21 protein-coding genes and 1 tRNA gene are annotated in these 25,810 nt (G+C 56.7%); 8 read left to right on the top strand and 14 right to left on the bottom strand.

Features of this window, described 5'->3' with window-relative positions; genetic code table 11:
- Positions 1-193 precede the first annotated feature (193 nt).
- Entirely contained in the window at positions 194-1,279 is a 1,086-nt protein-coding gene (locus AC2FIM_RS02995) for a PA0069 family radical SAM protein (RefSeq protein ID WP_496675774.1), read from the top strand.
- Positions 1,280-1,332: 53 nt separating this feature from the next.
- On the opposite strand, the gene gltA is transcribed toward AC2FIM_RS02995, so the two are convergent.
- Both gltA and gltX read right to left on the bottom strand, forming a co-directional pair.
- Positions 1,333-2,628, bottom strand: coding sequence for a citrate synthase (gltA, locus tag AC2FIM_RS02990; protein WP_142633596.1), 1,296 nt, complete (start codon positions 2,626-2,628; stop codon positions 1,333-1,335).
- Between the two features lie 121 nt (positions 2,629-2,749).
- Entirely contained in the window at positions 2,750-4,150 is a 1,401-nt protein-coding gene (gltX, locus tag AC2FIM_RS02985) for a glutamate--tRNA ligase (RefSeq protein ID WP_271947273.1), read from the bottom strand.
- A gap of 78 nt (positions 4,151-4,228) precedes the next feature.
- On the opposite strand from gltX, the gene AC2FIM_RS02980 reads away from it, so the two are divergent.
- On the top strand, positions 4,229-6,244 hold the full coding sequence (locus AC2FIM_RS02980) for a ComEC/Rec2 family competence protein (protein ID WP_271947271.1): 2,016 nt from the start codon (positions 4,229-4,231) through the stop codon (positions 6,242-6,244).
- Between the two features lie 3 nt (positions 6,245-6,247).
- Here the strand turns inward: AC2FIM_RS02980 and lexA are convergent, their stop codons facing one another.
- The 6 genes from lexA to AC2FIM_RS02950 form a co-directional block, all read right to left on the bottom strand.
- A complete protein-coding gene (gene lexA, locus AC2FIM_RS02975; RefSeq protein ID WP_142633603.1) occupies positions 6,248-6,946 on the bottom strand; it encodes a transcriptional repressor LexA in 699 nt (232 codons plus the stop codon).
- Between the two features lie 77 nt (positions 6,947-7,023).
- Positions 7,024-8,196, bottom strand: coding sequence for a molybdopterin molybdotransferase MoeA (locus AC2FIM_RS02970; RefSeq protein ID WP_496675768.1), 1,173 nt, complete (start codon positions 8,194-8,196; stop codon positions 7,024-7,026).
- Positions 8,193-8,666 (bottom strand): cyclic pyranopterin monophosphate synthase MoaC, encoded by a 474-nt coding sequence (gene moaC / locus AC2FIM_RS02965; RefSeq protein WP_142633607.1) that lies wholly within the window; start codon positions 8,664-8,666, stop codon positions 8,193-8,195. Before moaC ends, AC2FIM_RS02970 begins: the two co-directional genes overlap by 4 nt.
- Complete coding sequence (gene trpC, locus AC2FIM_RS02960) at positions 8,666-9,478, bottom strand: indole-3-glycerol phosphate synthase TrpC (RefSeq protein WP_281972044.1); 813 nt, start codon at positions 9,476-9,478, stop codon at positions 8,666-8,668. The genes moaC and trpC overlap by 1 nt, the downstream gene beginning before the upstream one ends.
- Complete coding sequence (trpD, locus tag AC2FIM_RS02955) at positions 9,475-10,494, bottom strand: anthranilate phosphoribosyltransferase (RefSeq protein WP_142633610.1); 1,020 nt, start codon at positions 10,492-10,494, stop codon at positions 9,475-9,477. The genes trpC and trpD overlap by 4 nt, the downstream gene beginning before the upstream one ends.
- Positions 10,491-11,072 (bottom strand): anthranilate synthase component II, encoded by a 582-nt coding sequence (locus tag AC2FIM_RS02950; protein ID WP_142633613.1) that lies wholly within the window; start codon positions 11,070-11,072, stop codon positions 10,491-10,493. The genes trpD and AC2FIM_RS02950 overlap by 4 nt, the downstream gene beginning before the upstream one ends.
- A 193-nt stretch (positions 11,073-11,265) precedes the next feature.
- Between AC2FIM_RS02950 and AC2FIM_RS02945 the strand changes: the two genes are divergently transcribed.
- Positions 11,266-12,657, top strand: a complete 1,392-nt coding sequence (locus tag AC2FIM_RS02945; RefSeq protein WP_496731746.1) for a divergent polysaccharide deacetylase family protein — start codon at positions 11,266-11,268, stop codon at positions 12,655-12,657.
- Positions 12,658-12,707: 50 nt separating this feature from the next.
- On the opposite strand, the gene trpE is transcribed toward AC2FIM_RS02945, so the two are convergent.
- From trpE to fabI, 5 genes are all read right to left on the bottom strand, one after another.
- Positions 12,708-14,219: an anthranilate synthase component I gene (gene trpE, locus AC2FIM_RS02940; protein ID WP_142633617.1), complete on the bottom strand. Its 1,512-nt coding sequence runs from the start codon at positions 14,217-14,219 to the stop codon at positions 12,708-12,710.
- A 14-nt stretch (positions 14,220-14,233) separates the two neighbouring features.
- Entirely contained in the window at positions 14,234-16,075 is a 1,842-nt protein-coding gene (locus AC2FIM_RS02935; RefSeq protein WP_496707785.1) for a peptidylprolyl isomerase, read from the bottom strand.
- A gap of 81 nt (positions 16,076-16,156) precedes the next feature.
- On the bottom strand, positions 16,157-17,332 hold the full coding sequence (locus AC2FIM_RS02930) for an aminotransferase (RefSeq protein WP_496675761.1): 1,176 nt from the start codon (positions 17,330-17,332) through the stop codon (positions 16,157-16,159).
- Positions 17,333-17,368: 36 nt separating this feature from the next.
- Positions 17,369-17,878 carry a xanthine phosphoribosyltransferase gene (gpt, locus tag AC2FIM_RS02925; RefSeq protein WP_142633622.1) on the bottom strand — a complete coding sequence of 170 codons (510 nt, stop codon included), beginning with the start codon at positions 17,876-17,878 and terminating at the stop codon, positions 17,369-17,371.
- Between the two features lie 3 nt (positions 17,879-17,881).
- Entirely contained in the window at positions 17,882-18,688 is an 807-nt protein-coding gene (gene fabI, locus AC2FIM_RS02920; RefSeq protein WP_142633624.1) for an enoyl-ACP reductase FabI, read from the bottom strand.
- A 135-nt stretch (positions 18,689-18,823) separates the two neighbouring features.
- Here fabI and pdxH point away from each other — a divergent pair, with 135 nt between their 5' ends.
- The 4 genes from pdxH to AC2FIM_RS02900 all read left to right on the top strand — a co-directional run bounded on the left by pdxH (position 18,824) and on the right by AC2FIM_RS02900 (position 20,672).
- Positions 18,824-19,429, top strand: coding sequence for a pyridoxamine 5'-phosphate oxidase (gene pdxH, locus AC2FIM_RS02915; protein WP_271947254.1), 606 nt, complete (start codon positions 18,824-18,826; stop codon positions 19,427-19,429).
- Positions 19,430-19,571: 142 nt separating this feature from the next.
- Positions 19,572-20,078 (top strand): cold-shock protein, encoded by a 507-nt coding sequence (locus AC2FIM_RS02910; RefSeq protein ID WP_282021219.1) that lies wholly within the window; start codon positions 19,572-19,574, stop codon positions 20,076-20,078.
- Between the two features lie 6 nt (positions 20,079-20,084).
- Entirely contained in the window at positions 20,085-20,552 is a 468-nt protein-coding gene (locus AC2FIM_RS02905) for a DUF192 domain-containing protein (RefSeq protein ID WP_142633632.1), read from the top strand.
- A 43-nt stretch (positions 20,553-20,595) separates the two neighbouring features.
- A tRNA-Pro gene (locus tag AC2FIM_RS02900) sits at positions 20,596-20,672 on the top strand.
- A gap of 12 nt (positions 20,673-20,684) precedes the next feature.
- On the opposite strand, the gene AC2FIM_RS02895 is transcribed toward AC2FIM_RS02900, so the two are convergent.
- On the bottom strand, positions 20,685-21,119 hold the full coding sequence (locus AC2FIM_RS02895) for a hypothetical protein (RefSeq protein WP_496675753.1): 435 nt from the start codon (positions 21,117-21,119) through the stop codon (positions 20,685-20,687).
- A 533-nt stretch (positions 21,120-21,652) separates the two neighbouring features.
- Here AC2FIM_RS02895 and AC2FIM_RS02890 point away from each other — a divergent pair.
- On the top strand, positions 21,653-25,273 hold the full coding sequence (locus tag AC2FIM_RS02890; RefSeq protein ID WP_496675750.1) for a vitamin B12-dependent ribonucleotide reductase: 3,621 nt from the start codon (positions 21,653-21,655) through the stop codon (positions 25,271-25,273).
- The last annotated feature ends 537 nt before the right edge of the window (positions 25,274-25,810 follow it).

Below are 25,810 nucleotides of genomic sequence, written 5' to 3'. Positions count from 1 at the left end.
TTGCGACCTTGGCAGTTCCGAGACCGACCTATAGGCCAAATTTGTCGTTATCTCGACGTCATTTTACACATGAACATCCTGCAATTCGTTCAAATGTACCAATTGTTCAGGGCCTGATTGGGGTTCTGATGATGCCTCAGCAAGGTAAATGTGCCGCTTGCTGGACCGGTCGATATTCCATATACCAAATGACATGAACAAAAGTAGAACAAACCTACCTTCGGCCATTCCCAAGGGGCGAGCAGCCACGGAAAATACGGCAGGCAGATTCGAACGGTTTGACACAATCCCCTGCGATGACGGCTGGGGGTATGATGACGATCTTCCTCCGTTGCGGACTGAAGTCAGGCACGAAACGGCACGCAGCATAATCACTTATAACCGCTCCCCCGACTTGCCATTTGATCGCTCGATTAACCCCTATCGGGGGTGTGAGCACGGCTGCATCTATTGCTTTGCGCGGCCCAGCCATGCCTATCTGGGTCTGTCGCCGGGGCTGGATTTTGAGACGCGCTTGATTGCCCGACCCAATGCGGCCGTGCTTCTTCGCAAAGAGCTTTCTGCGAAAGGTTACACTGTTGCGCCAATCGCGATTGGAACCAATACCGACCCTTATCAGCCAGTTGAAAAAAACCTCGGAATCACAAGGTCTTGTTTGTCGGTGCTTACTGAGTTTCGCCATCCGTTTGCGATTGTGACCAAGGGGGCACTGATCGAACGTGACCTCGATCTGCTCGCACAGATGGCGGAACAGGGTTTGGTTCGGGTCGGGATATCTCTGACCACGTTGGATGCGGATTTATCGCGCCGAATGGAGCCACGGGCACCCGCGCCAAATCGGCGCCTGAAAATCATTCGCAGGCTGACCGAAGCGGGGGTTCCGGTACGAGTCATGACCTCGCCTTCTATTCCCGGTTTGACAGATCATGAGATGGAAAGCCTGTTAGAGGCGGGCAGGGATGCCGGGGCGGATGCAGCAAGCTGGATTATGCTGCGGCTGCCGCGCGAAGTTTCGCAACTTTGGCAAACCTGGCTGCAAGAGCAAGAGCCAACGCGCGCCGAAAAAGTCATGTCCAAGCTTCGGCAAATGCACGGGGGCAGGGACTATGATCCGCGCTGGGGCCACCGAATGCGCGGTGAGGGCGAATATGCCGAGATGGTGGCTAAGCGGTTTTCACTGGCTGTAAAACGACTGGGCCTTGCAACGCGCACCCCGAAGCTGCGGTGCGATTTGTTCGATATCCCGCCCCAAGCCGGGGACCAGTTGACGCTGTTCTAACAAATCAGCCCCGGATTCTGGTCCGGGGCTGTTTGGTTTGTTGGGGATCGAAATCAGCGTTTTTCGATGTCCACGTAATCGCGACTGGTTTCGCCCAGATAGAGCTGGCGCGGGCGGCCGATTTTGTTCTGTGGATCTGCGATCATCTCTTTCCACTGACTGACCCAGCCAACGGTGCGCGACAGTGCGAAAATCGGGGTGAACATCGACGTCGGGAAACCCATCGCCTCAAGGATGATCCCTGAATAGAAGTCCACGTTCGGGAACAGTTTCTTTTCGGAGAAATACGGATCTTCCAGTGCCTGTTTTTCCAGCGCCTTGGCGACCTGCAGCTTGGGATTGTCCTCAATCCCCAGCAGATCCAACACTTCGTCGGCGGATTGCTTCATAACCTTGGCGCGCGGGTCAAAGTTCTTATAGACGCGGTGACCAAAGCCCATCAGGCGGAACGGATCAGCCTTGTCTTTGGCGCGGGCGATAAATTCCGGGATACGGTCAACCGTGCCAATTTCTTCCAGCATTTCAAGGCAGGCCTGGTTTGCGCCGCCATGGGCAGGGCCCCAAAGACACGCGATACCAGCGGCAATACACGCAAACGGGTTCGCCCCCGAGGACGAGGCCAGACGCACTGTCGAAGTCGAGGCATTCTGTTCGTGATCCGCGTGCAGAGTAAAGATGCGGTCCATCGCGCGGCTGAGGATTGGGTTTACCTCATATTCTTCGGCAGGGACGCTGAAGCACATGCGCAGGAAGTTTGAAGCATAATCCAGATCGTTGCGCGGGTACACGAAGGGCTGACCGGTATGATACTTGTAAGCCCAGGCGGCGATGGTCGGCATCTTGGCGATCAGACGATGGGATGCGACCTCACGCTGATGCGGGTCCGAAACATCGGTCGAATCGTGATAGAACGCAGACATCGCGCCCACGACACCGACCATGATCGCCATCGGATGCGCATCACGGCGGAAGCCACGATAGAAATACTGCATCTGTTCGTGCAGCATGGTGTGGCGGGTGATCGTGGTTTCAAACTTTTCCAGTTCCTTGGCCGCCGGCAGCTCTCCATAAAGCAGCAGGTAGCACACTTCGAGGAAATGCGATTTCTCGGCCAACTGGTCGATCGGATAGCCACGGTGCAGCAGTTCACCTTTTTCGCCGTCGATATAGGTGATGGTGCTGTCGCAGCTGGCTGTCGAGGTGAAGCCGGGGTCATAGGTGAACACATCCGCTTCGCTGTACAGCTTGCGGATGTCGATGACATCAGGTCCCACGGTAGGCGAATGAACCGGCAACTCGTATGTTTTACCATGTACGGTCAAAGTGGCTGATTTATTGCTGTCGGTCATAATGTCCCTTCCTCATTCATACGTGAAACGGATCGTCGTCCGTTTCGGCGGGCAACGGTTGCGCACAGGGGCGCAGCCCGGGTGTTAGCGGAGCAGCGTTACCCAAATGTGAAACCTTTGGTTATGTCGCTGCGTCGGAGAGCCGTGCCAGGGTTTCATCCCGCCCAAGCACAAGCATCATATCAAAAACCGAAGGCGTTACAGCCCGACCAGCCAATGCAGCGCGCAACGGCCCTGCCAGCTTGCCAAACTTTAGCCCTTTCGCTTCTGCAAACGAGTTCAGGGCACTCTCCAGTTCGTTCCGGGTCCAGCTAGCATTTTGCACGTGCGGCGTCAATTCACTCAGTATACCGTCGGATACAGAGGACAGCGCCTTTGCAGCCTTCTCATCAGGTTTAATCGGGCGTGACGTCAGCACAAAATGCGCTTTTTCAAGGAGTTCCGGGAATGTGCGTGCCCGATCCTTGAGGCAATACATCGCACGTTCCAGATCACCTGATTGTGCATTGGTGAGAGCGGGCAGTCCCGCCGCCGCCAAGTATCCCTGAATTTCCTGCCGCAACGCGGCATCGCCAGTGATTGGAATATGCTGACCACATAGATTCTCGAGCTTTTTCAGATCGAACCGTGCAGGGCTTTTACCGATTCCAGCCAGATCGAACCACTCTTTCGCCTGCTCATCTGTAAAGAATTCGTCATCCCCATGGCTCCAGCCGAGACGGGCTAGATAGTTGCGCATACCCGCGGCCGGGTACCCCATCGCCTGATATTCTTGGGCACCCAAAGCTCCGTGACGTTTGGATAGTTTCTTGCCGTCCGGACCATGAATCAGCGGAATATGTGCCCAGACCGGAACATCCCAACCCATGGCTTCATAGATCATCATCTGGCGTGCGGCATTGTTCAGGTGATCGTCGCCCCGGATAACATGGGTCACACCCATGTCGTGATCATCCACAACAACCGCCAGCATATAAACCGGTGTTCCGTCCGAGCGCAGCAGGATCATGTCGTCCAACTGATCGTTGCGGATTGTCACGTCGCCCTGAACCTGATCGCGGATCACAGTGACCCCGTCCCGCGGTGCCTTTATGCGGATCGCATATGGGGTGTCAGGTTGGGTCGAAGGGTCAGCGTCGCGCCAGGGGCTCTGGAACAGCGTCGATTTTCCCTCTGCACGCGCCTGTTCGCGAAAGGCTGTGATCTCGTCCTGGGTCGAAAAACATTTGTAGGCTTTGCCGTCCGCCAGCAGCTGATGTGCCACTTCAGCATGACGCGGGGCGCCTTCGAATTGGCTGATCACATCGCCATCATGGTCCAGGCCCAACCAGGACATCCCCTGAAGAATTGCTGCAGTAGCCTCTGGCGTTGAGCGTTCGCGGTCCGTGTCTTCAATCCGCAACAAGAACTTGCCACCACGTCCCCGAGCAAAGAGCCAGTTGAACAATGCAGTGCGCGCGCCGCCGATGTGAAGAAAACCAGTGGGTGAAGGTGCAAAACGGGTGACGACCTGATCGGACATAGTGTGGATTAACCTTTTGGTAACCGTGTCGGGCTTAACTTGGCGCCTGTCTAACGAGCCCGAAGGACGGGGGCAACCATGCGTGTTCTGGCACGGGTCGAGACCGCATTGCTGAACCAGACAGGCTATTTGTTTCAGTGGTCACCAGTGTGCTTGGCCATTGGCATCGGCCTGTATTTCGCGCTCCGGTTCGAGCCGGGGTGGCAGATCTACGTCTGTTTCAGCTCGGTGATTGTTGCGGCTATGGGGATGGCCCGCAAATCGCGGTCTGGCTGGGCTTCGTTGGCAATCGGGGGGACGCTGATCGCTGCCGGGTTTATCCTGGCCGGCGCACGTGCCCATACGGTGGCAGAGCCGGTTCTGTCTTGGCGGTACTATGGCCCGGTCGAGGGACGTGTTGTCGCCATAGACCGCTCTGCGTCGGATGCGCTGCGGGTGACGCTCGATCGGGTGCGATTAGGGGACGTGCCCTTGGATCGACGACCGCGGCGCGTCCGACTTTCCCTGCATGGTGGGGATGTCGCGCTGGTTCCTGGGCAAAGGATCATGACAACAGGTCATCTGTCGCCACCTCAGGGGCCGGTAGAGCCCGGCGGTTTCGATTTCCGTCGCCACGCATGGTTTCAACGTTTAGGGGCAGTCGGATACACGCGCGTACCGGTGTTGTTGGTTGCCCCGCCGGACAGGACCAATCTCCGCATCACGGCGTGGAGGATGGCGATCTCTGCACATGTGCGCGCTTTGCTGCCTGGAGAGGTCGGAGGTTTCGCCGCGGCTGTCACGACGGGTGATCGCAGCGGAATGGGTCAGGAAACGCTGAACAATCTACGGGCATCTAATCTGGCTCATCTGTTGGCGATATCCGGATTGCATATGGGGTTGTTGACAGGTTTTGTTTATCTGATTTGCAGGGTCACGCTGTCTGCTGTCCCGGTGCTCGCTCTTAGACTTCCGGTCCGCAAGATTGCAGCGGTTTGCGCCTTGGTCGCGGCGGTTGTTTATCTATTGCTGTCTGGCGGGAATGTCGCAACAGAGCGGGCCTTTATCATGGTCAGCGTAATGCTGGGGGCCATTTTGATCGACAGAAGGTCAATTTCGCTACGCGCGGTGGCCGTCGCTGCCCTTATCGTGCTGTCGTTGCGCCCGGAATCTCTGTTAAGCCCCGGTTTTCAGATGTCCTTTGCTGCAACAACGGCACTTGTGGCCGTTTTCGGAGCCTTACGCGGTTTCGGTTCCGCTTTCGGGCCGAAATGGCTACGGCCCATTATCGGGGTATTGATGTCCTCTGCCATAGCCGGGCTTGCAACCGCACCGATTGGGGCCGCGCATTTCAACTCACTGTCTCACTATGGGCTCGTTGCGAATATGCTGTCGGTCCCGGTGATGGGAGCCGTCGTGGTTCCTGCGGCCGTTATTGCCGCAATCCTGGCGCCATTCGGGCTCGAGTGGTTTGGGCTGGCGGTCATGGGGGCAGGGTTAGAATGGATTCTGGCGGTTTCAGACTGGATCTCGGGACTGGAAGGTGCGCAAGGTTATGTGGTCAGTCCACCGTCCTACGTCTTGCCCATATTTGCATTGGGTGCGCTGTGGATCGCCTTGTGGCGCGGTGGGGCAAGGTGGGTCGGCGTCGCACCTTGCATGGTGGCGATTGCGCTTTGGGGGCAGGGTAACCGTCCGGAAGTTTTGGTCGCAGACTCCGGTGGGTTAGTTGGTGTGATGACTGATCAGGGGCGCGCGCTGAGCAAGGAAAAGGGCAGCAAATTTATTGCAACCGTGTGGCTTGAAAACGACGGAGACGGCGCGAGCCAGAAAACTGCCGCAAATCGCTGGCCCGATGGGAAAGATCTGTCGCAAAGATATTTCTGGCAGGGCAAAGAGCTGATTCACCTCACCGGCAAACGATCTGCGCGCGAATTCAGCGAATGTGGAGATGACCAAATCGTCATCTCTGCTGTTCCGGTCCAGCTGTCCGGCACCTGTATGGTGATTGATCCCGAGTTGCTGAACAAGACAGGAAGTATTGCACTGTCCATCGGAAACGTAATGACCAGTGCCGAAGTCATAGGCAAAAGGCTGTGGTCGCCAGACAGCTAAAGATCAATAGCTTCGGATCAGCCCAACCAAACGGCCCTGAACCTTGACCTTATCTTCAGGCAGTACACGCGTTTCATAGGCCGGGTTCGCAGCCTCAAGCGCTATCGCCTGACCTCTCCGAAAGAACCGTTTGAGCGTTGCTTCCTGATCTTCGACCAGAGCGACAACGATATCGCCATTATCAGCCGCGGAGGTTTCGCGGATGACGACCACATCACCGTCGTTGATGCCAGCGTCAATCATCGAGTCGCCACGCACCTCAAGCGCGTAATGCTCACCTCTGCCGGAAACCATGCTCCCGGGAACGGCAACGCGGTGCGAGACATGGCTGATCGCCTCGATCGGAACACCTGCTGCGATGCGTCCCATGACCGGCAATTCCATTGCGTCAACGGTCACTGGTTCGAAATTCGCGGGGCGTCTGCCTTCGGGTTTGTCACCTTCGATAACACGGGGCTTGAAAGCGACTGTAGGCTCTCCTCCCAGGCTTTCAGGAAGTTTGACGATTTCGATGGCCCGGGCACGATGGGCCAGACGACGGATAAAGCCGCGTTCTTCAAGCGCTGTGATCAACCGATGGATGCCGGATTTGGACCGCAGGTCCAGCGCAGCTTTCATTTCATCGAAACTTGGGGGGACGCCATCCGCCTGAACGCGTTTATGGATGAACTCCAACAAATCCAACTGCTTCTTGGTCAGCATTGCTCACACCTCGTCGCTCATACGTTTTCTTTTGTTCTACGCATGTTCACGTTTTGTGTCAATGGTTTTGCGCGGTCTCAGATCGGAAGGAACATCACTTCGTCTCCGGCCAGGCGTGCCGGGTCATTGGGTTGCCGAACCAAAAGCGCGTTTGCTTCGGCGAGGACGCTGAGCAGCGAGCTGTCCTGGTTTTGGCAGGCTTTTATCCCGTCCGCGGTCACGATGGCACGCATGTAATGCTCTCGCGGCCCATTCGCGGGGATTGCCTCGGTTAAATTGGCGCTTTGAAGCGGGGTCAGAACCTGTTCCAGGCCCAGCATCTTACGGATCATCGGGGCAAGAAACAGATAGCTGCAAACCATTGCGCTGACCGGATTACCCGGAAGTCCAACCATCACGCTATCGCCCAAGCGACCGGCCATCAGCGGTTTGCCGGGGCGCATGCGGATCTTGTAAAAACTCCGCTCCAACCCCAGTGCGGTGGAGACCTGAGAGACAAGATCATAATCCCCAACCGAGGCACCGCCGATCGTAACCACCAAATCAACGTCGGCTGCTAGAGCAAAGGCGGTCTCAAGGGACGAAACCGTGTCAGAGGCGATAGGCAGAACCCGAACATGCGCTCCAACATTCTCTAACAACGCTTTGATACCAAAGGTGTTTGAGGCGATTATCTGATCCGGTCCCGGTGTTTCGCCGGGCATGATCAATTCATCCCCGGTTGCGATCAGTGCGACCACGGGTTTACGTGCAACCGGCACCATGGGGATATTCATCGCCGCCAAAAGCGCCAGATCCTCGGGGCGCAAACGACGTGGAGCCGTAATCTTGGCGCCAATTTCGAAATCGACGCCTTTTGGACGAATGTTGGATTTAGGGCCCGGCAGATCAGAAATGGTGATTAGGTCACCTCGGCGATCAACATCCTCTTGAATGACAACAAAATCTGCACCTTCAGGAATAGGGGCGCCAGTGAAGATCCGAACCGCCTGTCCGGGTCCAACCTGACCGTCAAATCGCCGACCGGCCGCAGCCTCGCCAATGACTTTGAACATGGCGTGCGGCTCTACCTCGGTCGATTTTACCGCGTAGCCATCCATCGAAGACGAAGCGAATGGCGGCTGATCGCGTGTGGCTGCTACATCCTCGGCCAGTACTCTACCCGCCGCATCCATCAAGGGAGCCGGCTCGGAGGGGAGGGTGTTTACAAGATCGAATAGCTGCGCCCGGGCGCTTTCAACGGTTATCATTTCGCCTCGTAACGACCTGATTTACCACCATCTTTTAGCAAGACGCGAATGCCGCCAATTTCCATTGCCTTATCGACGGCTTTGGCCATGTCGTATATGGTCAGTGCGGCAGTTGAGGCCGCTGTCAGCGCCTCCATTTCCACGCCGGTTTGACCAGATGTCTTGACGGTTGCCTGTACCTGTATGCCGGGTAATTCTGGGTCCAGTGTCAGGTCTACGGTAACTTTGGTCACTGGCAGTGGGTGACATAGCGGGATCAGATCGGGTGTCTTCTTTGCCCCCATGATACCGGCCAGACGTGCAACCCCCAAGACGTCACCTTTTTTGGCGCGACCTTCTGCGATCAAGTCGAACGTATCTTGTGCCATCGTGATATGAGCCGCTGCGACGGCGACACGATCCGTGATGGGCTTGTTCGACACATCGACCATATGAGCCTGTCCCTGGGCATCAAAGTGAGTCAGCGGCATCACATCACACCCGGGCTGAGCGGACGCGACAGCAGATCGTGTGTCGCTTCTGCGACGTCATCCTGACGCATCAGGCTCTCGCCAATTAGAAAACAACGCGCACCGAAACGGGCGATATCGGCCAAGTCTGCTGGAGTGCTCAACCCGCTTTCGCAAACGATGGTCCGGTCAGCGGGAACTAGTTTTGACAGGCGGCGTGTCGTATCAAGAGTGGTCTCGAAGGTCTTGAGATTACGGTTGTTTATCCCAATCAACGGGCTTTTGAGCTGCGTTGCACGTTCCAGCTCGGCTTCATCATGAACTTCAATCAGAACGTCCATGCCCCAGTCAAAGGCGGTCTGTTCCAACTCAGACGCCTGGCTGTCATCAACCGATGCCATGATGATCAGAATACAATCCGCCCCAAGAGCGCGGGCTTCGGCCACCTGATAGGGATCGTACATGAAATCTTTGCGTAGAACCGGCAAAGAACAGGCTGCGCGTGCCTGAACCAGAAACTCTTTGGCACCCTGAAAGCTGGGCGTGTCGGTCAACACGGAAAGGCAGGCAGCGCCACCTTCTTCGTAAGCCTGAGCAAGTGCTGGTGGATCAAAGTCAGCGCGGATCAGACCTTTGGAGGGGCTGGCTTTTTTGACTTCTGCAATCAGCCCGTACCCAGTACGTACAGCCATTTGCAAGGCTGATGCGAATCCGCGTGGTTCAGAGGCTGATCTTGCTTCGTTTTCAACAGCTTCCAGAGACTTATTGGCCTTGTCCGAAGCGACCTCTTCGAGCTTGTAAGCTTTGATTTTGTCCAGAACCGTTTCGGTCATGCGGCCTCCTGAGTAATGCGGGCCAGGGCCGCGATCTTGTCTTTGGCTTTTCCGCTGTCGATACTTTCAGCGGCTTTTGCGACACCTTCGCGCAGATCAGCAGCGGCCTCTGCGACGACCAGGGCAGCTGCGGCATTCAACAATACCGCATCGCGATAGGCGGAGGCCTCGCCGTCTAGAAGAGCTCGGAAGGCTACTGCGTTTTCCTCGGGGGTTCCGCCGAGAATGTCCTCGAAGGGATGTACCGGCAGCCCTGCATCTTCTGGGTGAAGCTCGACCTCTTTAATTGTGCCGTCTTCGAGGGCCGCAATCCAACTGATACCCGTGATGGTCAATTCGTCTGTGCCGTCCGATCCGTGCACCAGCCATGCGCGTTCGGACCCAAGCAGGCCCAACGTTTCGGCCATCGGGCGGATCAACTCTCGGCTAAAGGCTCCGGTCAACTGCCGCTTGACGCCTGCCGGATTGGTCAGCGGACCGAGAATGTTAAAGATCGTCCGTGTCCCAAGCTCTTGCCGGGTGGGCATGACATGCGCAATCGCCGGGTGATGCATGGGGGCCATCATGAATCCGATGCCGACATCTTGCAGTGCATTTTCAACGGTTTGCGGGCCGACCATAACGTTGATACCCAGCTGGCCTAGCGCATCTGCGGCTCCGGATTTAGAACTCAGGTTCCGGTTGCCGTGTTTGGCCACGGTGACACCGGCACCCGCAACCACAAAGGCGGTCGCGGTCGAGATATTCAGCGTTCCCTTGCCGTCACCGCCGGTGCCCACAATATCTATCGCGCCAGCTGGTGCCTGAACTGCATTGCATTTTGCACGCATCACGGCAGCGGCGGCGGCATATTCATCGACGGTCTCTCCGCGTGTGCGCATAGCCATCAATAGCCCGCCGATCTGGCTGGGTGTTGCGGCGCCGTCAAACAGGATCCCAAAGGCTTCTTCCGCTTCGGCGCGAGTCAGGGGGCGGTCGGCGGCAACTCCGATCAGCGGTTTCAGGGCGTCGCTCATGCGGGAACTTTCATCTCGGACAGGAAATTCTTGAGCAACGCGTGGCCGTGCTCGGAAGCGATGGATTCCGGGTGGAACTGTACGCCATGAATGGGCAGTTCGCGGTGCTGGAGGCCCATTATGGTGCCATCTTCCAATTCCGCCGTAATCTCCAGGCAATCGGGCAGGGTATCGCGATCCACAATCAGCGAATGATAGCGCGTCGCCTCAAACGGCGTGGGCAGGCCCGCGAACACACCTTTACCGGTGTGGTGCATTGTTCCCATTTTGCCATGCACAATCTCATGGCAACGCGTGACTTTTCCACCGAAAACCTGACCTATGGTCTGATGGCCAAGGCAGACACCCAACAAAGGCGTCCGTGTTTCGGCGGCTGCCTCGGTCAGGGCAAGGCAAATGCCTGCCCGGTCAGGGTCGCAAGGGCCAGGGCTGAGCAGGATGCCAGCGGGGTTCATGGCCATCGCTTCTTGCACGTCCAGCGCGTCATTCCTTCGAATGACCATTTCCGAGCCAAGTTCGCCTAAATAATGTACCAGGTTGTAGGTAAATGAGTCGTAGTTGTCGATCAGCAGCAGCATTTGGCTCTTGTCTCGTGTTGGGCATTTCGGGCTGGCGATGCAACCCAAGGCCACGGTATAGTGTTGGCACATACATGCTCAGGCTTGTGGGGCAGCGTCAAGGGTGCATCCCGAACTTGGCGGTCCTGCAGGCAGGTGCCACAACAGATGGTGCAAGGGCAAGGCAGCAGGACTAAGGCGAGAGGCAAATATTATGGGCGGATTTGTCGGCGGAATGATCGCAGGCGCAGTTGTCGTTGTGGTGCTGGGGGCAGTCTTATCGCTCAACGCGCCGCTGTCGAAAAAGCCGTCCATAGCGACAGTCGCACCAGAACCTGCACCGGTGCAGACGTCGGAGAGCTCCGAGGTTGTCGCTGAGGCGGGTGCAGATGCCGATCTGCTCAAACTCCCTGCGCAGACGCCCGAGAATGAAGTCGAAGAAGAGGATTCTCTGGCCGGTTTATCCGAAGCTGAGAACGCCCCGGACAGCCAGCCGGTAGTGAATGACGTAAGCGTTCCGGTCGAAGCGCCGACGCCCAGCGAGGCGGATTCCGTAAGCATCTCGAGTGAGGCCCCGGTCGTTCCGCGAATGCCTGTCCCCGTTCAGCCTGCGCCGTTTGCCGACCTCAGCCCAGATGCCGCAGAAGATGCCCCTGAGCCACCGGCTGATCAGGTTGCTCTTGCCGAGCCCTTGCCCGAAGTCTCGCCTTCGGAATCAATCGAGCTGGAGGTGAATCCGGAGGATAACCCAATCGCAGTGGAAGGGGACGAGGACACGCTGCCCAGTCAGCCGCTACCGCGTATCGCCTCGGTTCCGCAGATCGGCGCAGAGGACAACACGTCGGGAAATACCACTATCGGGCGTCGTGTAGTGCCTTTGACTGAACGAGATGATGAAGCAGCCCAAAATCCGCAGGAAGAAGTTCCTGTAGGTAAACCGATCGAGGCCTTCGCAGAGAAGTTTGACAATCCGGATTCCAAACCCCTCATGTCGATCATTCTGATTGACGATGAAGGTGCATATGGCGCCGAGGCGCTTCAGGATTTCCCATATCCGCTTACGTTTGCGGTGCGCCCATCAGACCCCGATGCAGCTGAGAAAATGGCTCGACATCGGGCGGCCGGGTTCGAAGTGATGGTCACTGCTGACCTGCCCAAGGCGGCCAGCGCACAGGATGCTGAGGTATCGCTTTCGGTGTGGCTTGAAGCGTTGCCCGAAACGGTAGGAATTCTTGAAGGTGATGGATCCGGCATCCAGGGTAACCGAAAACTGGCGGATCAGGTCGCCGCCATCGCCGGTGGAACGGGTCGAGGACTGATCACTCAGGATAACGGGCTCAACACGGTACAGAAGCTGGCCTCCCGTAATGGAATTCCGTCTGCGGTAATTTTCAGGGATATCGACGGCGCGCGGCAGGATGCAAAAATCATGCGACGTTTCCTGGACCAGGCTGCGTTCCGGGCCGGGCAGGAGGGCACTGTTGTCATGTTGGGCCGGTTGCGCCCGGATACCATATCGGCCTTGCTGCTTTGGGGTCTGGAAGATCGCGGAGGCCGCGTTGCAATGGCGCCTATTTCGGCAGTGATGATGCAAGGGGCACAATAAGCCCGATCACTTCCTTCCCCGAAACAGGCAGCCCAGACGGGCTGCCTTTATCAATTCTTGCCGGACAGCGTAAATCGGGCCGCGTCAGCCGCAGCGCGTCTGATGGCGTTGGACTTGTGGACGGTTTCCATGAATTCAGCCTCTGGATCGCTATCATACACAACGCCACCACCGGCCTGAATATATAGCTTTTGATCCTGAACGATGGCCGTTCGCAGGGCGATACACATGTCCATGTCTCCGCCGGCGCTGAAATAGCCGACGCCGCCGCCGTAGACACCGCGTTTTTCCGGCTCAAGCTCATCAATGATTTCCATGGCTCGTACCTTGGGCGCGCCCGAGACCGTCCCCGCAGGCATTCCCGCAAAAAAGGCGTCCAGCGCATCCTTACCCTCGGCCAGCTCACCCACAACGTTTGAAACGATGTGCATAACATGGCTGTACCGTTCAATGATGAACTCTTCGGTCGGGCGCACCGTTCCGATCTTTGAAACCCGCCCGGTGTCATTGCGGCCTAGATCCAACAGCATCAGATGTTCGGCCAGTTCTTTCTTGTCGGCCAGCAACTCAATTTCGTAAGCTTTGTCCTCTTCCGGGGTCGCTCCACGTGGGCGCGTCCCGGCGATGGGTCGTATGGTGACTTCATTGCCAAACACGCGCACCAGGATTTCCGGGCTGGCGCCGATCACCTGAAACCCGCCAAAGTTAAAATAGAACATGAAGGGCGACGGGTTTGTTCGCCGCAGCGACCGGTATAGCGCAAATGGAGGCAGCGGGAAATCCTGCGTCCAGCGCTGCGCTGGCACTACCTGAAAGATATCACCAGCGCGGATGTATTCCTTGGCTTTCTCGACCGCTTCCAGATAGCCGGATTTGGTAAAATTCGAGACGGGCGGGGCGACTTCGTACGCATCGCCAAGGTCGCGTGTTTCAGCAGGCATCGCCCGCTCCAGATCGCGCACTGCGTCCATAACGCGCTCGGCTGCCTGGGCATATGCAGCCTTGGCCGACTGGCCATCGCTGACCCAGGCGGGGGAAACGACCGTGACTTCGCCCTTCACACCATCCAGAACCGCGACGACAGAAGGGCGCAGCATGACGGCATCCGGCAGGCCTAGAGGGTCGGGGTTGATGTTCGGCAGATGCTCGACCAAGCGCACCATGTCATAACCGAGATAGCCAAATAGTCCCGCCGCAGCTTGTGGAAGGTCGTCAGGCAGCTCGATCCGGCTTTCGGCCAGAAGCGTCCGAAGGTTGTCCATCGGATCGCCATCCTGCGCCGTGAAAGCGTCCGGGTCGAACCGGGCCGAGCGGTTCAGTTCCGAGGTCTCAGCGCGACAGCGCCAGATCAGGTCGGGTTTCATACCAATGATCGAATACCGTCCGCGGACCTCGCCGCCAGTTACCGACTCGAGCATAAAGGCGTCTTTTTGCGCGCCGGTCAGTTTCAGCATCAAGGAGACAGGCGTATCAAGATCGGCTGCCAGACGGGTGTAAACGACCTGGTTCTCGCCGGCCTCATAAGCACGGGCGAAGCTGTCAAACTCTGGGGTCAGGGCCATATTCGGTCTCTTAATTAATAGCTCGCCTGAACGGCGTTCAGTGCTTGCTGATCCACCACAGGACGGGCGCGGGCCTGGGCGTCGCGAACATAGGCATCGAAAATGTTCTGTGCCAGAGCCTGATTCAGCTGAGCGGCAAGCGCTTGTTGAACCTGACGGCGTTCATCGGTCTCGGCAGGGGGCAACAATTCGTCAAGTCGAACGATCAACGCGACCCCGGCACCGGGAACGACACGATAGCTTCCTAGTTCCATGTCGAACACTTCCGGCATGAAACCTGCGGGTACATCTTCTAGAAATGCAGTTCGTGTCAAAGCGTTTTCCACGCGGTGAGGTAGGCCGGTCGTGCTGAAATCCCCGTTCTCCTGCAACTGCTCCAACACGGCATTCGCGTGGTCTTCCAACGCTTTGTCAGTTTGAACCTGTGTCCAGGCCGCCGCAACGCGATCACGCGCTGATTCCAGCGGTTCAGGCCGACGAGGCAGCGTTTCGTTCAGGCGCAGCGCAAAGATCGAACCGTCCTCAAGGAATGCAATCTCGGGAAAATCTCCGTCTTGCACGGCTTCGGCTGCACTGCGGAAACCGTCATATGCGGCCACACCATCCTGACTGGCGCGAGTCCAGTCGATCTGTCCCAGCTCCATCCCGGTCTCGGCTGCCAACTCCTCAAGTGTTGCCCCGCCTGCAAGCAGGTCATTGATGTCTTCGGACTGAGCCTCGATCTGGCGGCGCGCACGGTCTGCGGCCAACTCTTCGCGCAGAGCTGGGGCGGCGTCTTCGAAGGGAGTGTTGTTCTCAGCCAGCGAGCCGTTGATGCGGAAAAGGGCAGGGCCGAATACCGAGGGCAGAGGTCCAACAACAGTGTCCAGTTCAGCCGCGAAAATGGCCTCGGCCGCATCGCCCAGGTCGTCGCGGGTAACGTCGCCCAGATCCACGTCGCTCAGCTCAAGCTCACGGTCACGGACAAGTTGTTCGAAGGTTGTCCCGCCAACTTCAATCTGTGCCATGGCATCTTGCGCAGCGGCGTCATCAGAAAAAGAAAGGCGTTCAACAAGGCGGCGTTCGGGTTGCTGAAACTCGTCTGCGCGCTGTTCGAAAAGCCGGAGAACTGAATCTTCGTCCACCTCGACACTATCCAGCAGCATATTGGGCGACAGAATCGTATAGGTCAGCTTTTTGGTGCGGGGCAGGGAAAACTGGTCCTGGTTCTCGTCGTAATAGGTCTGGATTTGTTCATCGGTTGGGGTTGCAACCGGCTCTGCCAAAGCTTGGGGTGAAACGGTTGCAACAGTAAAGCTGCGGCGCGCACCGACAAAGTCTGTCAGAACTTCAGTTAGGATCGAGGGCATTTCTACTCCGCTGACCACGGCATCCTGCACGATGGTCCGTGCGGATTCTTTCCTCAGATCGGTTTCAAACTCGGTGTCGGTCATACCAACCTGTTCAAGCTGAAAGCGATATGCCTCACGGTCGAAAGAACCGTCAGGCCCCTGAAACGCAGGGATCGAGACGATTTCTTCCTGCAAATTTTCATCGCCGATCGAAATACCCAGCAGACCAACTTCGTTATCCAAAGCAGCCAGCGCGGTGAGGCGCGACAGAGCCAGCTGGTCCAAGCCAAAATCGCGGGCCTGTGACATTTGCAGGGGCTGGCCGGTCTGGCTTTCGACCGCGCGGATTTCGCGCTGAAGTTCGCGGACGTAATCGTCAATCGAGATATCTTCGTTGCCCACCTGTGCTACAGTGCGCACAGTTCCAGTCAGGCTGGTCGCGCCAAATCCTGCAAGGCCCAGCATCAAAAGACCCATGAGGATCCAGACAAAGGTCTTTGATAGATTTTTCATGCCTGCGGCCATGGTGCCCTCTTGTTTTATTCGGCAAGTATTTGCCCTGTCGGTTGCGGCCCTGAATACGACGCGCACCGCCGAGGGGCAAGCTTAGAAGGAGAGAGCGTGCAGGCGGTCAAACAATTCCGTAATTCCGTTGCGATCAAGATTGGCAAATGCGATGCGGACCTGTCGTTTTCCGGCCGGGTCGTGATCGGGCATGAACATCGTGCCTGGCAGCAACAGAATGCTGGCATCCGTGACCAGCCGACGGGCTAAATCATCCGAAGAGATGTCAAACGGGTGTTCGAAATAAGCAAAATAGGCGCCCAACCCAAGCAACCGCCATCCTTTACTGGTCAGTTTGGGAAGTTGTCTTGTAATGACAGCGCGACGGTCGAGGATTTCCCTTCGTTCATCGGCCAGCCATTGCGACAGGTTTTGCATCCCCCAAAGCGCACCAAACTGACCGATTTGGTTTGGACAGATCGCGACGGTATCCAGAAATTTCTCAATCTCAGACAGCAGCGACGGACTGGTCGCAACAGCACCTACTCGGTGACCGGTCAGACGGTAGGCCTTTGAAAACGAATATAGATGAATCAGAGTGTCATCCCAGCCCGGCTGAGCGAACAGATCATGGGGCGGGCCGCTGCGGCTGTCGAAATCGCGGTAGGTCTCATCAACCAAAAGCTTAATTCCGGTTTCGCGCGACAGTTCGAAAAACGCGCGCAGCAGCTCAGCCGGGTATTCGACACCGCCGGGATTGTTCGGAGTGACCAGAGCAATGGCGCGGGTCTTATCCGTTATCAAATCCCGCGCCGCGTTCACCTCTGGCAACAGTCCATCATCAGTTCTCAGATCAATGGCGTTAACACCTGTCATATCCAGCCACATTTTATGGTTGAAATACCACGGCGTGGGCAGAATGACCTCATCCCCTTGGTCTGTGATGGAGGAAATCGCAGCGGCGAAGGCCTGATTGCAGCCAGAAGTAATGGCAACCTGTTCCTGTGCGACAGGTGCGCCATAATGAACCGTAATCTGGCTGGCCAGTTCAGACCTGAGGGCGCTGTTGCCCAGAACCGGGCCATAGAGATGAGCGGAATCCTCGGTCGACGCATAAGCCGCCATCGCCTGACGCATCTCAAGTGGAGGCGGATCGACGGGGGCCGCCTGACTTACGTTTATCAAGGGCCGCTCTTCAGGGAAGGTCACGCCTTCGATCCACCGGCGCGCCTCCATGACTGGGGGCGGAAAGGTGGCGGCGGTGCGTGTCCGGGTCATCTCTGCGCCCCAGTCAGTTGCTGCGCTTGGGCCGGATCAATCCGTGCCCCGGTAGGGTTCGACATATTGCAAAGCCATATCCCACGGGAAGAAAATCCAGGTGTCCTGGCTGACTTCGGTGATGAAAGTGTCAACCATCGGGCGGCCTTTCGGCTTGGCATAAACCGTCGCGAAATGCGCCTTGGGATACATCGCCCGCACCAGTTCCAGAGTTTTGCCACTGTCGACCAGATCGTCGACAATCAGGATTCCGGTGCCGTCGCCCATGAGGTCAGCGTCGGGTGCTTTGAGCACTTCGGCTTCGCCTTGATCCTGGTGATGGTAGGAGCGCACGCTGATCGTGTCGACTGTGCGAATGTCCAGCTCGCGGCTGACAATCATCGCCGGTGCCATACCGCCACGGGTAATGGCAACGACGCCACGCCAGGCCCCATCATTCGGACCTTGCCCATCCAGCCGCCAAGCGAGCGCTCGGGAATCGCGGTGAATCTGATCCCAGCTGATGTGAAAGCCTTTTTCGTGGGGCAGGCGGTCCTTGGCACTCATGATTCAACCCTTCTCAACGTCTGGAGCATCAACGGCTTTCATACCGACGATGTGGTATCCCGAATCCACATGCAGGTTCTCACCAGTGACACCGCCGCTTAGATCGGAAAGCAGATACAGCGCCGAGTTGCCCACATCGTCGATGGTCACATTGCGGCGCAGGGGTGAGTTATATTCGTTCCACTTCATGATATAGCGAAAGTCGCCGATGCCGCTGGCGGCCAGTGTCTTGATCGGCCCGGCCGAGATCGCATTCACACGAATGCCGTCCTTGCCTAAATCCTCGGCCAGATATTTGACCGATGCTTCCAGCGCGGCTTTGGCAACGCCCATGACATTATAATGCGGCATCACCTGTTCGGCGCCGTAATAGGTCAGGGTGATGGCGCTGCCGCCTTCGGTCATCATCTTTTCGGCACGCTGCATCACGGCGGTAAAGGAATAAACCGACACGTCCATCGTGAGGTTGAAATTCGCCCGCGACGTATCAACGTAGCGCCCGCGTAGCTCATTCTTGTCTGAAAACCCGATTGCGTGGACAACAAAGTCCAGCTTTCCCCATTTCTCGGATAGCGCATCAAACAATCCGTCGATCGAGGCTTCATCGCTGACATCGCAGGGCAGGACGATTTCACTGCCCAGCTGTGCCGCCAGAGGGTCAACGCGCTTTTTCAAGGCATCCCCTTGATATGAGAATGCTAACTCGGCCCCGGCCTCGGACAAGGCGCGGGCGATTCCCCATGCGATTGATTTGTCATTGGCCAGTCCCATGATGAGGCCGCGCTTTCCGGCCATCAACTGATTTGACATGTTCGGTTCTCCGCCTGTCTTCGCGTTATGTTGCGTTGGTTTATGCCATTGGCTGGTCTGCTTCAAGGCCGTGCACTCTTGCCCGTGGCGGGAACTCGCCCTAGGGTATCCCTCAATAGTTTCCAGGGGATGGAAATGAGCGAACGTGATGGCATCTTCGCAGGAACCGACCCATTTGCAATAGCAGGGCGGTGGCTGGGCGAAGCTGTGAAGAGTGAACCCAACGATCCTAACGCGATTGCACTGGCAACCGTGGGCGAAGATGGTATGCCCAATGTACGAATGGTGCTGTTGAAAGAGATCGAAGCCGACGCCTTCGTTTTCTACACAAATTACGAAAGTGCCAAGGCAGGCGAGTTGGACAATGCTGGCAAGGCGGCCTTCGTGATGCATTGGAAATCTTTGCGGCGTCAAATCCGCGTTCGTGGTACAATCACGCGCGAGGATGGACCAAAGGCTGATGAATATTATGCCTCCAGGTCCTTGAAAAGTCGGCTTGGTGCATGGGCGTCCAAGCAATCTCAGCCGCTTAGCAGCCGTTCCGCGCTGATGGCGGATGTGGCGAAAGTGACCGCAAGGCTTGGCCCTAACCCTCCGCGCCCTAAATTTTGGGGTGGTTACCGGCTTGTGCCGACGGAAATTGAATTCTGGGCAGACGGCGCATTTCGTCTGCATGACAGGTTCAGGTGGTGCCGGGATGACGCTGATTCCGAATGGCAGATTCAGAGGTTGAATCCATGACGTTCACGTGTCGCGAATTGCAATGCGCAGATAACAAAGGGATTTTTCACCTTGAATTTGCGCGTCAATCCCATACACATCGGACCCTTAACAAAGTGAAAAAAAACGCAGTGGGACCACAGTGCCAGAAGATCTGAACAACATGTACCGCGTCCGAGGACACGTTAAATGGTTCGACCCTGCCAAAGGATACGGCTTTGTCGTATCGGATGAAGGTGGGCCGGATATTCTGCTGCACGTAAACGTTTTGCGTAATTTCGGTCAAAGCTCGGTTGCAGACGGGGCGGGCATCGAAATTATGACGCATCGCACTGATCGCGGTGTGCAAGCTGTCGAAGTCATCAGCGTCGATCCGCCAGCGCGCGCTGATACGATGATGCTCGCGGATTTTGCTGAACTTGATCCAGTTGAGATTGCAGCGGCCCCTTTGGTGGCTGCGCGGGTTAAGTGGTTCGACAAGGGCAAAGGGTTTGGCTTCGCTAATGTATTCGGGCGTGGCGAAGATGTGTTCCTGCATATTGAGGTTCTACGCCGTTCGGGGCTTGCGGATCTGCAACCCGGTGAAGCATTGGCCATGCGGGTCATAGACGGACAGCGTGGTCGGATGGCGGCCCAGGTTATGGCCTGGGAAGCAGCTATGGATGACTGATCTGCCATGGCAGGGCTTTTCAAGGTTCTGACTGTCGTCTTGTTACTTTGGGCCGGTGGCGCAGAAGCCGCCTGTCGTACAGATCGTGTTAGCCTGAAAAATGATAAGTCCCAAATCGGCTTTGATATTGAACTCGCCGTGTCGCCACAGGAGCGATCGCGCGGACTCATGTTTCGAGAATCGCTTCCGGTACGTTCAGGGATGCTGTTTGTATTCGACCCGCCGCAACCTGTTGCGTTCTGGATGAAGAACACGCTGATTCCTCTGGACCTGATCTTCATAGATAAGACGGGTATGGTAACGAAAGTTCATCACAACGCGATTCCCGGTGATTTGACCCCCATCGGAGGGGGCGATTCGGTATTCGCGGTGTTGGAAATCAACGCTGGTCTCGCAGATCGTTATCTGATCACGCCTGGAACACAGATCCAGCACAAAGTTTTTTCACATGGTCCGGCGATTTGGCCCTGTTAGGGCTTTTCAAATCAGAACGGCACGGTTAGGAAGGCGCACGGTTCGGGGCGTGGCGCAGTCTGGTAGCGCACCTGTTTTGGGTACAGGGGGTCGTAGGTTCGAATCCTGCCGCCCCGACCACTTCTTCAAAAATTAAAATGGCGACCCACCCATCGTTCGATAGATGGCGCTAAGGGTTTTATCCAATTCTTTGCTTTCTACAGGGACTTTTGCAGCAGGCCCTGTTTCGCGCGGCACATTAAAAAACAGATCCGCTTCAACTAGATAGCCACCTGCGTTTTTTTCGGCGGTCAGCCGAGTCACACTTTTGGGTAGGTTCTGTGGATAGCCGTCATAGTTGAGAATCAGGTAGGCTGTGGTCTTCGGAGGCAGAAGTTCCTGACACTCGAACTGACGATTTCCGATTTTCCTAAATTCCTCACCCGGGCCGTTGCAGGATGTCTCGAACGTAGCAAACAACTTGTCGGGAAAGGCCGAGAACTGCGCGCTGCGCGATGTGGCGGGCGTTTCTTGTGGTGTGCAGGCCACGATCAGGGCAAACAGGGAAATTATTCGAAACGCGGTCATTGATCGGTCTGCCCTTTGTTGGATGTGCTTTTACGCGCACTTCTGAGTAATGTCGAAATCGGCCGGATGCTGATTCTATTTCAACCTAGACATCTTAAGGCTGGTTTATCAAATCGCGATAAGTAAGCCGGAAAGAACGGTTAATCGTATTACGGACTTGGCTAGGTGATGGCGAACCATGGCGGATAACTCTGTGGAGGAATCGGAAACTGTCCTTCACCAGTTTGTCTATGCGGATCGGTCAACATAAAAGATTCCAAAAATGGCGGAAAAAGGCCGTTGACGATCTATGTGTGAATACGCCAGATTGTATAGGCCGAAAGTGCTGCCACTAAATCTGGTAGAAAATCCAGAACGTGGCACAGGGCGAGGGCTGGAGAGCACATCATACTTACGTGCGTCCGTCGGAACGGGGTCACGCTGCTTCGGGCAGCGGCCGGTTTCCTGCGCCCAAGATTTTCGGTTAGGGCAGATGGTCCGTTTATTGGGATCAAAAGCCAAGGGACAAGTTGATTGAATCTAGGGCGGCGGACATGAAGATTGACAGAAAATTTACCAAATCGGGACAGGATGCTTATGCAGAGCTTAAGTTCGCTTCTGCGACGTCAGAAATCCGAAACCCGGATGGGACCATCGTTTTCCGCCTAGACGATATCGAGGTTCCAACCAGCTGGAGCCAGGTCGCAAGCGACGTCATCGCGCAGAAGTATTTCCGCAAGGCAGGCGTTCCAACCAAGCTGAAGAAGGTCAAGGAAAAGGATGTCCCAGAATTTCTGTGGCGTTCTGTTCCGGCTGAGGACGCTGAATTTGGGGGCGAAATCTCGTCCAAACAGGTGTTTGACCGTCTTGCCGGCGCCTGGGCCTATTGGGGCTGGAAAGGTGGCTATTTCTCGACCGAGGATGACGCGAGCGCCTATTTCGACGAGATGCGTTATATGCTGGCGACTCAGCGCGCTGCGCCGAACAGCCCGCAATGGTTCAATACCGGCCTGCACTGGGCTTACGGAATCGATGGCCCGGCACAGGGGCACCACTATGTCGATTATAAGTCAGGCAAGCTGACCAAATCGAAATCCGCCTATGAACATCCGCAGCCGCATGCGTGTTTCATCCAGTCCGTAGATGATGATTTGGTGAACGAGGGTGGCATTATGGACCTGTGGGTCCGCGAGGCGCGCCTGTTCAAATACGGAAGCGGAACCGGGACCAACTTTAGCCACCTGCGTGGCGAGGGCGAGGCACTGTCGGGTGGCGGTAAATCCTCGGGTTTGATGGGCTTTCTCAAGATCGGCGACCGCGCCGCTGGCGCGATTAAATCAGGCGGCACGACCCGTCGAGCAGCAAAGATGGTCATCGTCGATGCAGATCACCCAGACATCGAGAAATTCATCGAATGGAAGGTGATCGAAGAGCAGAAGGTGGCCTCGATCGTTGCCGGATCGAAGATGCACGAGAAGATGCTGAACGGCATTTTCGAGGCCATCCGCAGCTGGGACGGCGCGCAGGAAGACGCGTATGATCCCAAGACGAATGACAGCCTGAAAAAGGCGGTTCGCGAGGCGAAAAATGTTGCGATCCCAGAGACTTACATCAAACGCGTTCTGGATTACGCCAAGCAGGGCCACGATAGCATCGAATTCCCGACCTACGATACGGATTGGGATTCGGAAGCCTACAGCTCGGTTTCGGGCCAGAACTCGAACAACTCGATTCGCGTAACCAACGCCTTCCTGACCGCTGTCGAGAAGGACGCGGACTGGGAGCTTATCAACCGCACAAACGGGAAAGTCGCCAAGACCGTCAAGGCGCGCGACCTGTGGGAAAAGGTTGGCCACGCGGCCTGGGCCTGCGCCGATCCCGGCATCCAGTTTCACGACACAGTCAACGAGTGGCATACATGCCCCGAAGATGGGGAGATTCGCGGATCGAACCCGTGTTCGGAATATATGTTCCTCGATGATACGGCCTGTAATCTTGCGTCGATGAACTTGCTGACTTTCCTCAAGGATGATGAGTTCCAGGCAGTGGACTATATGCATGCCTCGCGCTTGTGGACCCTAACGCTGGAAATCTCGGTGACCATGGCGCAGTTCCCGTCCAAGGAAATCGCGCAGCTGTCCTATGACTTCCGCACTTTGGGTTTGGGCTATGCCAATATCGGCGGTCTGCTGATGAACATGGGCTATAGCTATGACTCGGATGAAGGCCGCGCGATCTGTGGCGCGCTGACCGCGATCATGACCGGTGTAGCCTATGCAACCTCGGCCGAGATCGCTGGTGAATTGGGTCCGTTCAATAGCTATGAGCGCAACGCCGATAACATGCTTCGGGTCATCCGCAACCATCGCCGCGCATCTCAGGGTGTGACTGAAGGGTATGAGAAACTGGCAGTGAAGCCTGTACCTCTGGACCATGGCAACTGCCCGGATAAACGTTTGGTTGATCTGGCGATGTCAGCTTGGGATGAAGCGCTGAGCCTGGGTGAGCAGAACGGTTATCGCAATGCGCAGGCCACTGTGATTGCGCCAACCGGAACCATCGGTCTGGTGATGGATTGCGACACCACCGGGATCGAGCCGGACTTTGCTTTGGTAAAGTTCAAGAAACTGGCCGGTGGCGGGTATTTCAAAATCATCAACCGCTCGGTGCCTGCAGCGTTGGAAAAGCAGGGGTATTCCTCGGCTCAGATTGAAGAGATCGTCAGCTACGCGGTTGGTCATGGCACCATCGGCAACGCTCCGGGGATCAACCACACCTCGCTGACGGGTCACGGCTTTGGCCCCAATGAACTGGCCAAAGTGGATGCCGCACTGGAAAGCGCCTTCGACATCCGGTTCGTGTTCAACCAGTGGACTCTGGGCGAGGATTTCTGCACCGGTGTTCTCGGCATCCCTGCGACCAAGCTGAATGACCCGACCTTCGATCTGCTGCGCCATCTGGGCTTTACCAAAGCGGATATCGACGCGGCCAACGACCACGTTTGCGGAACCATGACGCTGGAAGGTGCACCGCATCTGAAAGAAGAGCATTATTCGATCTTCGACTGTGCCAACCCGTGCGGCAAGAAAGGCAAGCGTTTCCTGGGTGTTGACAGCCACATCACCATGATGGCTGCAGCGCAGAGCTTCATTTCGGGTGCGATCAGCAAGACGATCAACATGCCGAATGACGCCACCATCGAGGATTGCCAGAAAGCTTATGAGCTGTCCTGGTCGCTGGGTGTGAAGGCAAACGCGCTGTATCGCGACGGCTCTAAACTGTCGCAGCCATTGGCAGCCGCGCTGGTCGAGGATGACGAAGAGGCAGCAGAAGTTCTGGAAACCGGGACGCCGCAGGAAAAAGCCGTCGTTCTGGCCGAGAAGGTCATCGAGAAGGTCGTCGTCAAGGAAATCATCCGCAGCCATCGTGAGAAACTGCCGCATCGCCGCAAGGGTTACACTCAAAAGGCAATCGTGGGTGGCCACAAGGTATACCTGCGCACGGGCGAGTTCGAAGACGGCCAATTGGGTGAGATCTTCATCGACATGCACAAGGAAGGCGCTGGCTTCCGTGCGATGATGAACAACTTTGCCATCGCCGTGTCGGTTGGCCTGCAATATGGCGTACCGCTGGAAGAGTTCGTGGATGCCTTCACCTTCACCAAGTTCGAACCGGCGGGAATGGTACAGGGCAACGACTCGATCAAGAATGCGACGTCGATCCTGGATTACATCTTCCGCGAATTGGCCGTGTCCTATCTGGACCGCACCGATCTGGCCCATGTGAAACCAGAAGGCGCAAGCTTTGATGATCTGGGCCGGGGCGAGGAAGAAGGTGTCTCGAACGTGTCCGAGATCAGCGAAAGCGCGGCGTCCAAGTCATTGGAAGTGCTGAAACAAATCAGTTCGACCGGGTATCTGCGCAAGCGGATGCCGCAGGAGCTGATGGTTCTGAACGGCGGACAGAACGTGGTGAACGGCATGGCCGAAACCGCAGCCACATTCGAAGCGCCGGTGGCCGAAACCGCCGTAGCAACCGGGATGGACGCCCGCACCAAAGCCAAGATGCAAGGCTATGAGGGCGATCCCTGCGGTGAATGCGGAAACTACACGCTGGTGCGCAACGGCACCTGCATGAAATGCAACACCTGCGGCTCAACAAGCGGGTGTAGCTGAGTTAAGCGCCCCGGCAACCCGGGGCGCAGGGGGTCGGAAGCTGCCACAGTTGCCGGCCCCGACGAATACGGATCAAGGCGCAGAGACTTACCTTCGATGCCTTGGTCCACTCGGCCGACATGCCCGTGTTGGCCGGGAACAGGGTGGGGCGGAATATTTGCTCTTTCCCACTCTTTCACGGAACGGGTGCGCTCGTTCCATGCGACGTCCAGGCCGCAGGCAAACAAAACACCGGGCGGTCAACGAATGGAGCCTGGATGGCGAAACTGACAGGGGGCTTCGGCCCCCTTTCTTTTTGTCCTAAAGCCGTTAACTCGGCAGAGCCTCGCCATATTGCCTGTTTCCCATCGGGCAAGAACCGCCGACCGTGTTTGGGGGAGTTTTACCCAGCGACAGATCGCGGATGCGACTCTGGCAAACGCGCGGAGTTTGGCGCGAAATCAAAACGATGGCACTCAGTGGCTGACAACTGGTGGTGATTGCGTGTTCTTGATGCTTGTCCGGACACAAAACACACAAACTCTATCAGGAGGCATC

This window comes from Ruegeria sp. CDSC052 (assembly GCF_059610685.1).
This window is presented reverse-complemented; position numbering and strand designations above follow the sequence as displayed.